A 14102-nucleotide genomic window follows, 5' to 3' on the forward strand; every position below is an offset into this window, starting at 1 on the left:
GCCTACGAGGGAATATTAATCGCATTCCGCCAATTCATTTGGCGTAAAATTCTCCTTTCCCGAGAGGTGTTGGAGGGGGATTCCTCGCATGAGCTGTCTGCTATCTATAGTTTCATCGGCAGTTCATTTGTGGGGAATTCAATGAAGCGCCTTCTCATTCTCGGTTCAGCACTTGCTGTTCTCTTCTCCGGTCAGGCTTTTGCCGAACCGCCGAAAACGCTGCTCAACGCATCCTATGACGTTGCGCGTGAAGTCTTTGCTGCCGAAAATGAAGCCTTCATCAAGGCGCATCCAGGCGTAACGGTTGACCAGTCACACGCCGGTACCTCCAAGCAGGCGCGCGCCATTGTCGAAGGTCTGGAAGCCGACGTTGTGACGTTCAATCAGGTGACGGATATCGATTTTCTGGTGAAGCAGGGTTTTGTCTCTGCTGACTGGCAGAAAGATTTCCCGAAAAATGCTTCGCCATTCTACTCCTTCCCGTCTTTCCTCGTTCGCGCCGGTAACCCGAAGAATATCAAGGACTGGGATGATCTGGCCCGCGATGATGTGAAGATTGTTTTCCCGAACCCGAAAACCTCCGGAAATGCCCGCTACACCTATCTGGCTGCTACCGCTTACGCCAAGGAAAAGTTCAACGGCGACGAGGCGAAGGTTGAAGGTTTCGTCAAGAAAATCTTTGAGAACGTTCCGGTTTTTGACACCGGAGGCCGCGCTGCCACCACCACCTTCGTTGAACGCGAAATCGGTGACGTGATCATCACGTTTGAAGCGGAAACCCGTGGCATTGCCAAGCAATATGGCACCGACAAGTTTGAAAGCGTCGTGCCGTCGGTCAGCCTGCTTGCAGAATTCCCGGTTGCTGTCGTCGACAAGGTCGTTGACAAGCGTGGCTCGCGTGAACTGGCAAAATCCTACCTCGACTTCCTATACACGGAAGAAGGTCAGAAGATCGCCGCTGAATTCGGCCACCGCGTCAACAACGAAAAGGTCGCTGCGGAATTCAAGGATCAGTTCCCAGCAATTCGCCTGGTGACCGTGGACGATGTTTTCGGTGGTTGGGATAAGGTGCAGAAGGAGCATTTTGCGTCCGGCGCTGTCCTTGACAAGCTTTACGGCAACCGTTGATAAAATCGAACTGAATACGGATTTAACCCGGCAGGGCAAACCTGCCGGGTCAATTTGTTTGGGGGATGCCGTTTGAAACGCAATGTCTTGCCGGGGTTAAGCCTCTCACTCGGCGTAACCCTTTTTTACGTTGGCGTTATCGTGTTGCTGCCGCTGGCGGCACTGGTGTTCAAGGCTGCCAGCCTTGGGCCTGTTGAATACTGGAACATCGTATCATCGCCGCGCGCGGTTGCCAGCTACCGCGTTACGGTTCTTTGCGCCTTGGCGGCCACGTGTTTTAACGTCGTGTTCGGACTGGCACTGGCATGGGTGCTGACCCGTTACCGTTTTCCTGGTTGGCGTTTCGTAGATGCGATTGTCGATCTGCCTTTTGCCTTGCCGACTGCCGTTGCCGGTATCGCGCTGACGGCCCTGTTTGCCGGCAATGGCTGGTTTGGCTCCGTTCTGGCCATGGTCGGTATCAAGGTTGCCTACACACCGATCGGCATCATGATTGCGATGGCCTTTACCAGCCTGCCCTTTATCGTGCGCACTGTGCAGCCGGTGCTGGAAGACCTCGATCCTGCTCTCGAAGAGGCCGCACAATCGCTTGGTGGCTCTGACTGGGAAATCTTTCGCAAGGTCATTCTGCCTTTACTCACACCCGCCATCCTGGCCGGTCTGTCGCTGTCCTTCGCCCGCAGTTTAGGTGAATTTGGCGCGATTATTTTCATCGCTGGCAACCAGCCATTTGAGACTGAAATCACCTCGCTGCTCGTTTTCATCCGGCTTGAGGAATATGACTATCAGGCCGCCGCAGCGATTGCGTCTGTACTGTTGTTGACGGCATTCCTGATGCTGGCGGTGACCAATCTGCTGCAGGCTCGGGCGCTGCGTTATACGGTGAGGAACTGAAGCCATGAGTGCAATCTCTTCTCATCGCAAACCGCCACGCGTTGGTGATACGCCGCTTGTTCGCCGCTCCCTGATTGCTTTTGTGCTGATCATCGGTTTCCTGCTGGTGGTTGCGCCGCTTGTTATCATTGGTGTTGAGGCTTTTTCGGCTGGCTTGAAAGCCTATTCCGCGACGATCATTCATCCGGATACACGCCATGCGATTTTCCTGACGGTGATCACGGCGCTGATTGCGGTTCCGGTCAATACGGCGTTTGGTATTGCGGCGGCATGGGCGATCACCAAGTTTGATTTTCCCGGTCGCAGGCTGCTGTTGGTGGTGATCGAAATACCCTTTTCAATCTCGCCGATTGTTGCGGGTGTGGCATATCTTTTTGTCTATGGTCTGCAGGGGCTGTTTGGGCCGTTGCTGGATGCCTACGACATCAAGATCCTGTTTGCTCTTCCGGGCATTGTGATTGCCTCTATGTTCGTGACGGCCCCCTTTGTGGCACGTGAGCTTATTCCGCTGATGCAGGCGCAGGGCCGTGATCTGGAAGAGGCGGCAACCTCGCTGGGTGCTTCCGGCTGGCGGACGTTCTTCTCGGTCACATTGCCGAATATCAAATGGGCGCTGCTGTATGGTGTAGTGCTCTGCAACGCCCGTGTGATGGGCGAATTCGGCGCGGTTTCAGTGGTGTCGGGCAATATTCGCGGGCAGACCAATACGCTGCCGCTGCATATCGAGCTGCTTTATCATGACTATCAGACGGCGGGTGCCTTCGCGTCCGCCTCCATTCTGGCTTTCCTGGCGGTGGTGACCATCATTGCAAAGGTCATGCTGGAACGACGCGGCGCCGGGCGTGGCCGCAAGGCTGAAAATGGTGCCAGTGCTGCACCCACGGAGACACATGCATGAAAATCCGCCTCGAAAATGTGGTGAAGACCTTCGATACATTTCGTGCCGTGCATGATGTGTCTCTGGATATCGAAAGCGGCGAACTGCTTGCACTGCTTGGTCCTTCGGGCTCTGGTAAAACGACGATCCTGCGCATGGTGGCCGGGCTTGAATATGCCGATGGCGGCCGCATCATGTTTGGAGATGAAGACGCGACCAATATTCCGGTGAGAGACCGTGGGGTTGGATTTGTGTTTCAGCATTATGCGCTGTTCCCACACATGACGCTCAATGAAAACATTGCTTTTGGCATGAAGGTGTCGCGCGTCAAACGTGACAAGGCAGCGATTGCTGCACGCGTTGACGAGCTGTTGCGGCTGGTGAAGCTGGACGGTCTAGGTGATCGGTTCCCGGCACAGATTTCCGGTGGCCAGCGTCAGCGTGTTGCTCTGGCACGCGCGCTTTCAGTTGATCCGAAAGTGTTGCTGCTGGATGAGCCGTTTGGTGCGCTTGATGCCAATGTGCGCCGTGATCTGCGTCGCTGGTTGCGCGAAATTCATGAGGAGCTTGGTATCACCACGATTTTCGTGACGCATGATCAGGAGGAAGCGCTCGATCTGGCCGACCGTGTGGTCATTCTGAAAGACGGAAAGATCGAGCAGCAGGGCACGTCTAAAGAGGTTTGCCGCAATCCGGTGTCGCCGTTCGTCATGCGCTTTCTGGGCGATGCCAATCGTATCTCCGGCGTTGCCAGAAACGGCAAGGTGTTTGTCGGCGAGATGGAATTGCCCTTTGCCTATCATTCCGGTGACGGCAAGGTCGATATCTTCGTTCGTCCAGTCGATCTGGATTGGGAACACCTCCACGACGGATTGCCTGCCAAGGTTATCCGGGTGCTCGACCGGGCCGGTGAACGACGGGTGATTGCCAGCACAGAAGCCGGGGATATCCTCGAATTCGATGTGCCGCCGGAAAACGGTGTAGAGGCTGGTGAAACCGGATATGTGGTCGTGCGACGGGCCCGGATTTTTCCAGCAAGCTAAAGCCCAGGGTATTATGAGCTGAGGGTGAACTCGCCCTGCGCCTTGATTTCACCATTGATCAGAAGATCGACCTGATGGCGGCCCGGATAATGTGTTCGGGTCGTAAAGTCTTTTATAGCGCGGTTGATGCCAAGTTCGACACGCTCGCCAGGTTCCAGGTGCAGTTCCTTCCACTTGAAAACCTTGGGCGCCGTGCTGCCGGCTTTTTTGACGTAGTGTAGGGCATAGTCCACCACCAGCTTTTGTCGCTCCGTACCGGCCGCCTTGATCGCAGCGGTAATTCGCACATTCTCGCCAAGTGAGATGTTGTCGGGTGATAGCTGAAAGCTCTCAATAACAACGTCTGCCTTGCTCTTCACGCCAAGAATGGCCAGAGCCGAGTTGTCGCCTTTCTTGACCAGTGTACGCAGCGCCTGGCGGACGATCCACGTGGTATGCTGATTATCCGTTGGCCATGTCGCCACCTTCTGCAAAACGAAGGCCGGATTATCCTTGGTGATGTCATTGAGATGGTTGGCCACGGATTTGCGGACATAAAGCGATGGATCGTTTTTCAGCTTCTCCAGAATAGGCATGACCGGGGCCGGGTCGTCTACCAATGCCTTTAACTGGAAAGACCATGGCAAGCGCGGACGGCAACCTTCCGAACTCAGCCGACGCACATGCTCGTTTTCATCAAATGCCCATGTCTGCATAACATCCAATGTGCGCGACATGTCCTTTGCCAGGAAATGCCGGATTGCAAATTCCGATGAGCCGAAACGGGTGAAAAAGTGCAGCGCCTGCATCGACTGTTCGAAATGGTCCTGACCATAAAGCGCCACATATTCTGCAAGGCTGATCGAGGTGAAGCCATGATTGATGTGGGGTGCTAGAGCCGAGAGAATTTCGATATTACGGTTGTAGTCGCCAGGCAAAACGGCGTGCCAGGCAACGGCTACTTGCCGCATGCGTTGCATGATGCCAAGATCATCAAGTCCCAACATGGCATGGTGCATGAAAGCCGCTTCATCAAACGGCGCGTATGCTGCCTTGGTAATGGACGCAAGGTGCCGCAGGCGGTCGCGATTGAATATTTCCTTCAGGGCGGGCTGGGGTTCTTGCGCCATTTTCTGCGATCCGATTGTTCTCTTTTTGTTCCTTAATCGTAAAACGTTAGCGAGGCAATCGATAAAAGAAAACCCGGCGTTTATGGCGCCGGGTTTTCTCGAAAAGCAGTGCTGTATCAGCTCATCTGGCTGATGAAGCGGGTTTCGAGATAGGCCTGTGTGGCTTCAGAGCCACCTTCCGTGCCGTAACCACTGTCCTTGATACCACCGAACGGCACTTCCGGCAGGGCCAGACCATTGTGGTTGATGGTCAGCATGCCTGCTTCCACCTGGCGACCGAGGTCGTGGGCCGTCTTGGCGGAACCGGTGAAGGCGTAAGAGGCAAGACCGAAGGGCAAGCGGTTTGCCTCCGTCACTGCGTCCTCGAACTTCGAGAACTTGTTGATGATAGCGACCGGGCCAAACGGCTCGTCATTCATGATCTTGGCGTGGGTTGGTACATTGGCCAGAACCGTTGGCTCGAAGAAGTTGCCACGGTTGCCGATACGGTTGCCACCGGTCTTCAACTCGGCGCCATGCGAAACAGCATCGTTGATCAGTGCTTCGATGGCCGGAATGCGGCGTTCATTCGCCAGCGGGCCCATGGTGACATCGCTTTCAAGGCCATTGCCAACCTTGACGGCCTTGGCAGCTTCCACGAAGCCTTCAAGGAAACGATCGGCCACACTTTCCTGAACCAGGAAGCGGGTCGGGGAAACACAGACCTGACCGGCATTGCGGTACTTCGACAGGGAGGTAACGGCAATTGCCTTTTCGATGTCCGCGTCATCAAAGATCATGACCGGTGCGTGACCGCCCAATTCCATGGTGGCGCGCTTCATGTGCTTGCCGGCCAGGGCGGCAAGGTGTTTGCCGATTGGTGTCGAGCCGGTAAACGAAATTTTGCGGATAACCGGATGCGGAATGAGGTATTCGGAAATTTCGGCAGGAACACCATAAACGAGGTTGATAACGCCAGCCGGAACACCGGCATCAGCGAAGGCGCGGATCAGTTCGGCCGGTGATGCCGGGGTTTCCTCTGGTGCCTTGACGATGATCGAACATCCAGTTGACAGGGCAGCGGACAGCTTGCGGACGATCTGGTTGATCGGGAAGTTCCACGGTGTGAAGGCCGCAACCGGGCCAACCGGCAGCTTGATGGCAAGCTGCGAAACCCCAGTGGCGCGTGATGGAATGACCTGACCGTAGGTTCTGCGGGCTTCTTCGGCAAACCAGTCGATAGTGTCGGCCGCGCCCACCACTTCCATGGAAGACTGTGCCAGCGGTTTGCCCTGTTCGCGGGTCATGATCCAGGCAATGTAATCCTTGCGTTCACGCAGAATGTCGGCAGCGCGACGCATGATCTTGGAGCGATCATAAGGCGAGGTATCACGCCAGACCTTGAAACCTTCGTCCGCCGCGGCCAGCGCCAGATCGAGATCAGGCTTGGTGGCGTGGGCGATCTTGCCAATGATTTCGTCGGTGGCTGGGTCGCTGACAGCAATCGTCTCACCGTTGATGGCATTGCGCCATTCGCCGTTTATGAAAAGCTGGATGTCTGGATAAGTGTACATGTCAAACCTTCGTGATTTGGTGTGTATCAGCGCGCCAGGGGGGAGACCAATTCCAGGACTTGTCCGGTGGTTACAAAACCATAGACGTGAAACTGGCTGACAGCGCGTTGTAAAATCTTGTGCCGTTATAGGATGGGAGACCGGACACCTGACATATTGGGTTTCGTCTGCTGCATTGCAATATGATTTGCGTTCAAATTTATTGAACTGAAACGTCGTTTTAGGTGCAGCTGGGCGCAATTGGCACGTTTGAATCCATATTCAGTCATAAAAAAACCGGCACCTTTTTGGATGCCGGTTTTTTGCTGCTGAGGGCTTGCAAGATCAGAAGAAGGCTTGAATACCGGTCTGCGCACGCCCAAGGATCAGTGCATGCACGTCATGGGTGCCCTCATAGGTGTTGACCGTTTCCAGGTTCTGCGCATGGCGCATGACGTGGTACTCAATCTGGATGCCGTTGCCGCCGTGCATGTCACGGGCCTGACGCGCCACATCCAGAGCCTTGCCGCAATTGTTGCGCTTGACGATGGAAATCATTTCCGGTGCCATCTTGTGTTCATCCATCAGGCGGCCAACCCGCAAGGAGGCCTGCAGACCAAGGGTGATTTCCGTCTGCATGTCGGCCAGTTTCTTCTGGTAAAGCTGCATGCCAGCCAGCGGCTTGCCGAACTGTTTGCGGTCAAGGCCATATTGGCGGGCACGGACCCAACAATCTTCCGCAGCACCCAGCACGCCCCAAGAAATGCCATAGCGGGCGCGATTGAGGCAACCGAACGGACCCTTGAGGCCGGAGACGTTTGGCAGTAGCGCGTCTTCGCCAACTTCAACGCCGTCCATGACGATTTCACCTGTTATGGATGCACGCAGGGACAGTTTTCCGCCGATCTTCGGAGCTGAAAGACCCTTCATGCCTTTTTCCAGTACGAAGCCGCGGATTTCATTGTTGTGTGCTTCAGACTTTGCCCAGACCACAAAAACATCCGCGATCGGTGCGTTGGAAATCCAGGTCTTGGCGCCACGCAGACGATAACCGCCTTCGACCTTTTCGGCGCGGGTCTTCATGCCGCCGGGATCGGAGCCGGCATCCGGTTCCGTCAGACCAAAGCAGCCGATCAGTTCGCCGGACACGAGGCCTGGCAGGTATTTGTCTTTTTGCTCTTCCGAGCCGTAGGCAAATATTGGGTAGATGACCAGCGAAGACTGCACGCTCATCATCGAACGATAGCCGCTGTCGATACGTTCAACTTCGCGCGCAACGAGACCATAGGCCACGTAACTTGCTTCTGCGGCGCCGTATTTTTCAGGCAGTGTTACGCCGAGCAGGCCGGTCTGGCCCATCAGGCGGAACAATTCCGGCTCGGATGTCTCGGTGAGATAGGCTTCCTGTATGCGAGGCAGAAGTTCGGCTTCGGCAAATGCCGCTGCCGTATCGCGGATCATCCGCTCGTCTTCGGTCAGTTGGTCTTCGAGCAGGAAGGGGTCCTGCCAGTTGAATGCAACACGCTCGCTCACAATCACGTCTCCTGTTTGTAGGATCGATAATTGGGCATTGCGCCGTCGCAAGCAAGCAATGTTTACTCATTTTCCTATTCCATATAGTAATGATCCATGACAACGCTCAGCCGCAAATTACTGCCGTCTTCCAGTGCACTTGCCGCCTTCGATTCCGTGGCGCGGCTTGGCAGTTTTTCATTGGCTGCCGATGAATTGTCGCTCACGCAGGGTGCTATCAGCCGGCAAGTTATGTCGCTGGAAGAGCAACTTGGTGTACGATTGTTTGAGCGTGGTGCACGTGGTGTTTCGTTGACAGCTGAAGGCCGGACTTATGCCAAGGCGATCGGTGCAGCGCTGGGTGAAATACGCGCTGCATCCCTGCAGCTTATGACTAAAACGCATGGCAGTGTTTTAAATCTGGCCATGTTGCCGACATTCGGTACACGTTGGCTGTTGCCGCGTATTCCCGATTTCGTCGACAGCCACCCCGAGATCACCATCAATTTTGCCACCCGTATCGGCCAGTTCGATTTCGAGAGGGAGGGCATCGACATGGCGATCCACATCGGGCAGCCGGATTGGCCAGCGGCAGAAAGCACGTTTCTGATGCCGGAAATGGTGGCGCCGGTCTGCAGCCCTGCGTTTCTGGCAGATCATCCCATCAAATCCGCGCAAGATATTGCAGATTTTCCGCTACTGCATATGGCATCACGGCCGGGCGCCTGGGATCACTGGTTTCAGAGCTTGGGTATTGTCACGTCTCCCTCCAAAGGCATGCGTTTCGAACAGTTTTCAAGCGTTGCGCAGGCCTGTATTGCCGGGCTTGGTATTGCATTGATGCCATTGTTTCTGATTGAGGTGGAGTTGAAGGTCGGGCAGATCGTGCAGGCGTTTCCGCATCAGGTCAGAAGCCCCAGCTCCTATTACGCCGTCGCACCGGTTTCGCGCAGCAATCATGTGCCGGTAAAGCTGTTCCGCGAGTGGCTACTGGGGCAGGTCGAGCAATATCGAAAACAGGCCAATTTATAAATTTTTGGCGTCGTTTGAGGGCGTTACCGCGTTATCCCTTGTTTTTGAGGCGACGGGACTCGACTCGCAAATTCATCTCGATTATGCTGATTAAACGTTTAATCACTACGATTGATTGGTATGGCAACTCTGCGGCCCGGAACAAATCTGAGCGCGATCGCAACGGCATTGGGTGTGTCGGTTGCGACGGTGTCCAATGCGCTGTCGGGCAAGGGTCGTGTTTCTGCCGAACTGAGCGAAAAAATCCGCAAAACCGCTGATGAACTGGGTTATGTGCCAAGTTCTGCCGGGCGTGCACTTCGCACCGGTCGCAGCGGCGTTCTCGGACTTGTTCTGCCTGACATTGCCAATCCCCTTTTCCCGCAAATTGCGCAGGCCATTGAACAGGCCGCTGGCAATGCCGGTTACGGCGTGCTGATTGCCGACTCCCGCGGCGAAATTTCCAAACAGACCGAAGCGATCAACCGGCTTATCGAGCGGGGTGTTGATGGCATGGTGATTGTTCCTCGTCGTGGCACCCGCATTGCTGATGTGGATTTTCCCGTGGCTGTTATCGACAGCCCGTCGACACCGGGGAACACGGTATCTGCGGACCACTGGGAAGGTGGCGCAACTCTTGGCAATTACCTTTCCGATCTCGGTCATCGCAAAATCCTGCTTGTCGGCAAAAACCCTGACTCCAACGTGCAGAATGACCGATTGGGTGGCATTCGCTCCGCCTTGCCAAATGGCTGCGTGACGGAGACGTTGTGGATAGAACGGTTGGAACAGACGGCCGGTGGCGATTGCGGTCTCGGACTGGCGGAAAAGGTGCAGAACGGATTTACAGCATTTGCGGCTGTGTCCGATCTGCATGCCCTGCGTATTTTGACGGAGTTGCAGCGCGAAGGCATCAACGTGCCCGAGCAGGCCAGCGTTGCAGGATTTGATGATCTTATCTGGGGTCCTGTCGTCACGCCGCCATTGACCACAATGCGTATGGACATGGACCGTATTGCAGAAATTGCCGTGGCAGCACTCGTCAGCGTGATCGAAAACGAGGATGTGGCCGGAAAACACATATCGGGAAATGTCACCTCGGAGGTTTCCAAGGTGCCGATGGAACTTGTCATTCGTGGTTCGGCAGGCCCGGTGACCAATCGTCTTATGAACGTCAAGAACTCTAGAGCTGGAGAACAAATAACATGAAAAAGATTCTTTTCGCGTCGGGCACAGCCCTGATGCTGACCATGGGTGCCGCACAGGCGCAGGACAAGACACTGACGATCTCCGTCTACGCATTTGCCCAGGATGAGTTCAAGGAACTGGTCTACACACCATTCGAAGAAAAGTGTGGTTGCAAGCTGGTCGTTGAAACCGGCAACAGCGTTGAGCGTCTTGCCAAGATGGAAGCCAATAAGGCAAATCCTGTCGTTGACCTCGCAATCGTTTCGATGGCTGACGCTCTTTCCGCCACACGTAAGGACCTGACGCAGAAGATCGATGCGGCCAAGGTTCCGAACATCGAAAAGCTGTACGACATTGCCAAGGACCCAAATGGCGACGGCATGAGTGTTGGCGCCAACTTCTACGCCACATCCATCGTTTACCGCACCGACAAGATGAAGATCGATTCCTGGGCTGATCTTCTGAAGGACGACGTTGTTGATCACGTTGCTTTCCCGAACGTCACAACCAACCAGGGCCCGCCAGCGCTCTACATGCTCGGCAAGGCCATCGGCAAGGACACGCCTGACCTGAAGGGCGCTATCGAAGCGCTCGGCGAAAAGAAGGACGAGATCGTGACCTTCTACGTGAAGTCTTCGCAACTCGTGCAGCTTATGCAGCAGGAAGAAATCTGGGCCGCACCGATCGGTCGCTTCTCCTGGGCACCTTTCACCAAGCTTGACCTGCCATTGGCATGGGCAACGCCAAAGGAAGGTCAGACAGGCGGCATGAACGTTCTGATCCTGCCAAAGGATGGCAAGAACGAAGACCTGGCACTGCAGTTCATGGACTTCTGGCTGTCCACAGACGTTCAGAAGGCTCTGGCTGAAAAGCTGGTCGACAGCCCGACCAACAAGGAAGTCAAGGTTTCCGACGATGTTGCCAACAACATCACCTATGGCGAAGAAACCGCAAAGAGCCTGCAGCTCATTCCGTCTGCTGTTGCTCTCGACAACCGCGACGCATGGTTGTCCGAGTGGAACGCCAAGGTCGGCCAGTAATACAGATAGCCTCCCAAGGCTTGAGGAGTGCGGCTCGGAGTAACCCGACCGCACTCCGCTCTTTACGAGGTTTGACTACGCTTTGCGGTGCACGGTGCACCGCTTGAAGGATGATTTTAATGTTTCAGAACCGGACTGAAGCTCTGGCGCTTGCTCTGCCGGCAGCGATTTTTGCAGCAGCGGTTTTTCTTGTGCCGGTGTTCATGCTGCTTTCGGAGGGTTTCCACACTCCGCAAGGGTGGACATTGAGCGCCTATGTCGACTTTTTCTCCGAGCCGCTGAACCAAACGGTGTTTCTGCGCACCCTTAAGCTGGGCGCTATCGTGACGCTGGTGTCCGCGGTTATCGGTTATGTGGCGGCTTTCGCCATTGTCAGCTTGCCGCCCGGCTCCAAGGGTCACGCTGTCAATCTGGTTGTTCTACCGCTGATGATTTCACCGGTTGCGCGCACCTACGCTTGGATCGTTATTCTGGGCCGCACCGGTATCGTCAATCAGGCGCTGATGTCGATCGGTTTGAGCGACGCGCCGATCCGTATCCTGTTCAGTGAAACGGCCGTGTTTATCGGTCTGTTGCAGCTTTTCCTGCCGTTGATGATCATTTCGCTGATCAGCGCGCTTGAAAACATGCCGAAGGACACGATTGCTGCTGCCCGCGTGCTGGGTGCCAATTGGTTCCAGGTGTTCTGGAAGGTCATTCTGCCGCTGACCAAGGAAGGTCTGGTGGTGGGTGGTACGCTGGTTTTCACCGGTTCGCTGACCGCCTATATCACGCCCGCAATCCTCGGCGGTTCCAAGGTGCTGATGCTTGAAACGCTTCTGTACCAGCAGGTTACGGTTTCAAACAATTTCGTATCCGCCAGCGTCATCGCTTTCATTCTCATCATCATGAGCTTTGCTGCCAACATCCTGCTCAAGCGACTGGCGACAGCGAGGAACAAGAAATGACCCAACGCCTTTTCATTCCCATTACGCTACTGTTGGTGCTCGCCTTCCTTATCGGACCGTTCCTGATCATTGTGGCGGCATCCTTCTCCGCCGGTGATACGCTGGCTTTTCCGCCACAGGGTTTCTCCCTGAAATGGATCGCCAAGGTCTTTACGGTTGAGAGCTTCCGGGCAAGTTTTGCCATGTCGATGTTCCTGGCGATTGGCGGCACGTTTACGGCCCTGGTGCTCGGCATCCCCGCTGCTTACGCCATGTCGCGCTACAAGCTGCCGTTTGCCGAGACGGTCAGAACCATCGTTTCCGCGCCGATTATCGTGCCGGGCATCATCGTTGGTCTTGCATTGCTGCGTTATTTCGTTGTGCCATTTGGCGTTGGCATTACGCTGGCTCTGTTTCTGGCGCATACGGCGCTCATTCTGCCCTATGCGGTGCGGGTGGTGTCTGCCAGCCTCAACAACCTGCGTTCGGACATTGAGGAAGCGGCTGTTCTGCTTGGCTCCTCACGGCTTGGCGCTTTCTTCCGGGTGGTGTTGCCCAACATCCGTGGCGGCATCCTGTCCGCCTTCATTCTTGGTTTCGTAACGAGCTTCAATCAGGTGCCTGTGTCGCTGTTCCTGTCCGGTCCAGGCGTGCGCACCCTGCCCATTGACATGCTGGGCTACATGGAAATTGTTTTCGATCCGTCCGTTGCCGCGCTTTCTTCGCTCTTGGCTTTCCTTTCCATCGGCATTGTTTTCCTTGCCGAACGTTTCCTGGGGTTCTCCCGTTATGTCTGACGCAAAATATCTCTCCCTTCAGAACCTCTCGCTGGCCTACGGCAATTCGATTGCCGTCAAGGATCTCAATCTGGACATCCGCAAAGGCGAATTGCTGGCGCTGCTTGGCCCGTCGGGCTGTGGCAAGACCACGACCATGCGCGCTGTTGCCGGCCTCATGCCGATTGCCGGTGGAAGGATTGACCTTGATGGCGTCGACATTACCCGCGTATCCGCCAACAAGCGTGCGGTCGGTCTGGTGTTCCAGTCCTACGCGCTTTTCCCTCACCTGACGGTGTATGAGAATGTTGCCTTCGGCCTCAAGCTCAAGGGCATGACCGGCAGAAAGCTGGAAGACAAGGTCAATTCCGGTCTGAAGTCGGTTGGCCTTTCCAACTTCGCATCGCGCAAGCCGGCAGAACTTTCCGGTGGTCAGCAGCAGCGTGTGGCATTGGCCCGTTCGATGGTGATGGAGCCGAAAGTGCTTTTGCTGGATGAGCCGCTGTCCAACCTCGATGCGCGTCTGCGTCTTGAAATGCGCACTGAACTTCAGCGTGTTCAGAAGGAAACCGGTGTAACGATGATCTTCGTTACCCACGACCAGATCGAAGCGCTGGCGCTTGCTGACCGCATCGTCGTGATGAAGGGCGGTGCCATCGAGCAGATCGGCACGCCGGAGGAGATCTACAATGCGCCGGTTTCTTCGTTCGTTGCGGATTTCGTCGGTTTTGAAAATGTCTTCTCGCTTGACAATGGCCAGTTGAAAACGCCGAACGGCAATGTGGCCCTTTCCGGCCCGATCCCTTCAGCAGGATCGGGTGGGGGTGCACCCGACGTCATTGCCGGGTTGGCCTGGAGACCGCGCATGGTAAATCTCGGTTCCGGTCCTTTCCGGGGTACCGTGCGCGGCACATCCTTTGCCGGCAACACACGTGAATATCTTCTCGATACGCCGCTTGGCCCGATCAAGGCGGAAACGGATGCCGCACTGCCACCGCATGCGTTGGGCGACGAACTTGATTTTGACCTGCCGATTGAAAAAGCGGCACGTCTGAACGAGGTCTGA

The 14102-nt window shown here is 55.5% G+C and carries 13 protein-coding genes; 10 read left to right on the plus strand and 3 right to left on the minus strand.

Annotated features, from left to right (window positions below; all coding sequences use genetic code 11):
• Positions 1-141 precede the first annotated feature (141 nt).
• The 4 genes from cysP to IB237_RS07225 all read left to right on the plus strand — a co-directional run bounded on the left by cysP (position 142) and on the right by IB237_RS07225 (position 3942).
• Positions 142-1128: a thiosulfate ABC transporter substrate-binding protein CysP gene (gene cysP / locus IB237_RS07210; RefSeq protein ID WP_192487979.1), complete on the plus strand. Its 987-nt coding sequence runs from the start codon at positions 142-144 to the stop codon at positions 1126-1128.
• 72 nt (positions 1129-1200) lie between these two features.
• Complete coding sequence (gene cysT / locus IB237_RS07215) at positions 1201-2022, plus strand: sulfate ABC transporter permease subunit CysT (protein WP_192487980.1); 822 nt, start codon at positions 1201-1203, stop codon at positions 2020-2022.
• A 4-nt stretch (positions 2023-2026) separates the two neighbouring features.
• Positions 2027-2920, plus strand: a complete 894-nt coding sequence (gene cysW, locus IB237_RS07220) for a sulfate ABC transporter permease subunit CysW (RefSeq protein ID WP_192487981.1) — start codon at positions 2027-2029, stop codon at positions 2918-2920.
• The gene (locus IB237_RS07225; protein WP_192487982.1) at positions 2917-3942 is read left to right on the plus strand and encodes a sulfate/molybdate ABC transporter ATP-binding protein; all 1026 of its coding nucleotides are present in this window, start codon (positions 2917-2919) and stop codon (positions 3940-3942) included. The genes cysW and IB237_RS07225 overlap by 4 nt, the downstream gene beginning before the upstream one ends.
• Positions 3943-3953: 11 nt before the next feature.
• On the opposite strand, the gene IB237_RS07230 is transcribed toward IB237_RS07225, so the two are convergent.
• From IB237_RS07230 to IB237_RS07240, 3 genes are all read right to left on the minus strand, one after another.
• Positions 3954-5051, minus strand: a complete 1098-nt coding sequence (locus IB237_RS07230; protein ID WP_192487983.1) for a DNA alkylation repair protein — start codon at positions 5049-5051, stop codon at positions 3954-3956.
• A gap of 116 nt (positions 5052-5167) precedes the next feature.
• Complete coding sequence (locus tag IB237_RS07235) at positions 5168-6604, minus strand: NAD-dependent succinate-semialdehyde dehydrogenase (protein ID WP_192487984.1); 1437 nt, start codon at positions 6602-6604, stop codon at positions 5168-5170.
• A gap of 324 nt (positions 6605-6928) precedes the next feature.
• Positions 6929-8116 (minus strand): acyl-CoA dehydrogenase, encoded by a 1188-nt coding sequence (locus IB237_RS07240; protein WP_192487985.1) that lies wholly within the window; start codon positions 8114-8116, stop codon positions 6929-6931.
• A gap of 96 nt (positions 8117-8212) precedes the next feature.
• Here IB237_RS07240 and IB237_RS07245 point away from each other — a divergent pair, with 96 nt between their 5' ends.
• From IB237_RS07245 to IB237_RS07270, 6 genes are all read left to right on the plus strand, one after another.
• The gene (locus IB237_RS07245) at positions 8213-9127 is read left to right on the plus strand and encodes a LysR family transcriptional regulator (protein ID WP_192487986.1); all 915 of its coding nucleotides are present in this window, start codon (positions 8213-8215) and stop codon (positions 9125-9127) included.
• 120 nt (positions 9128-9247) lie between these two features.
• Positions 9248-10315 carry a LacI family DNA-binding transcriptional regulator gene (locus IB237_RS07250; protein WP_192487987.1) on the plus strand — a complete coding sequence of 356 codons (1068 nt, stop codon included), beginning with the start codon at positions 9248-9250 and terminating at the stop codon, positions 10313-10315.
• Positions 10312-11334: an ABC transporter substrate-binding protein gene (locus IB237_RS07255; RefSeq protein WP_192487988.1), complete on the plus strand. Its 1023-nt coding sequence runs from the start codon at positions 10312-10314 to the stop codon at positions 11332-11334. The genes IB237_RS07250 and IB237_RS07255 overlap by 4 nt, the downstream gene beginning before the upstream one ends.
• A gap of 119 nt (positions 11335-11453) precedes the next feature.
• Positions 11454-12281 carry an ABC transporter permease gene (locus tag IB237_RS07260; protein WP_192487989.1) on the plus strand — a complete coding sequence of 276 codons (828 nt, stop codon included), beginning with the start codon at positions 11454-11456 and terminating at the stop codon, positions 12279-12281.
• Positions 12278-13057: an ABC transporter permease gene (locus IB237_RS07265; protein WP_192487990.1), complete on the plus strand. Its 780-nt coding sequence runs from the start codon at positions 12278-12280 to the stop codon at positions 13055-13057. The genes IB237_RS07260 and IB237_RS07265 overlap by 4 nt, the downstream gene beginning before the upstream one ends.
• Positions 13050-14102, plus strand: coding sequence for an ABC transporter ATP-binding protein (locus IB237_RS07270; RefSeq protein WP_192487991.1), 1053 nt, complete (start codon positions 13050-13052; stop codon positions 14100-14102). The genes IB237_RS07265 and IB237_RS07270 overlap by 8 nt, the downstream gene beginning before the upstream one ends.

This window comes from Agrobacterium sp. AGB01, assembly GCF_014851585.1.
Classification (GTDB): domain Bacteria; phylum Pseudomonadota; class Alphaproteobacteria; order Rhizobiales; family Rhizobiaceae; genus Agrobacterium.

Excerpts from the sequence above, each read along its gene's own strand:
- cysP (WP_192487979.1), top strand. The coding sequence starts at position 142 with ATGAAGCGCCTTCTCATTCTCGGTTCAGCACTTGCTGTTCTCTTCTCC.
- cysW (WP_192487981.1), top strand. The coding sequence starts at position 2,027 with ATGAGTGCAATCTCTTCTCATCGCAAACCGCCACGCGTTGGTGATACG.
- IB237_RS07225 (WP_192487982.1), top strand. The coding sequence starts at position 2,917 with ATGAAAATCCGCCTCGAAAATGTGGTGAAGACCTTCGATACATTTCGT.
- IB237_RS07230 (WP_192487983.1), bottom strand. The coding sequence starts at position 5,051 with ATGGCGCAAGAACCCCAGCCCGCCCTGAAGGAAATATTCAATCGCGAC.
- IB237_RS07235 (WP_192487984.1), bottom strand. The coding sequence starts at position 6,604 with ATGTACACTTATCCAGACATCCAGCTTTTCATAAACGGCGAATGGCGC.
- IB237_RS07245 (WP_192487986.1), top strand. The coding sequence starts at position 8,213 with ATGACAACGCTCAGCCGCAAATTACTGCCGTCTTCCAGTGCACTTGCC.
- IB237_RS07250 (WP_192487987.1), top strand. The coding sequence starts at position 9,248 with ATGGCAACTCTGCGGCCCGGAACAAATCTGAGCGCGATCGCAACGGCA.
- IB237_RS07255 (WP_192487988.1), top strand. The coding sequence starts at position 10,312 with ATGAAAAAGATTCTTTTCGCGTCGGGCACAGCCCTGATGCTGACCATG.
- IB237_RS07260 (WP_192487989.1), top strand. The coding sequence starts at position 11,454 with ATGTTTCAGAACCGGACTGAAGCTCTGGCGCTTGCTCTGCCGGCAGCG.
- IB237_RS07265 (WP_192487990.1), top strand. The coding sequence starts at position 12,278 with ATGACCCAACGCCTTTTCATTCCCATTACGCTACTGTTGGTGCTCGCC.
- IB237_RS07270 (WP_192487991.1), top strand. The coding sequence starts at position 13,050 with ATGTCTGACGCAAAATATCTCTCCCTTCAGAACCTCTCGCTGGCCTAC.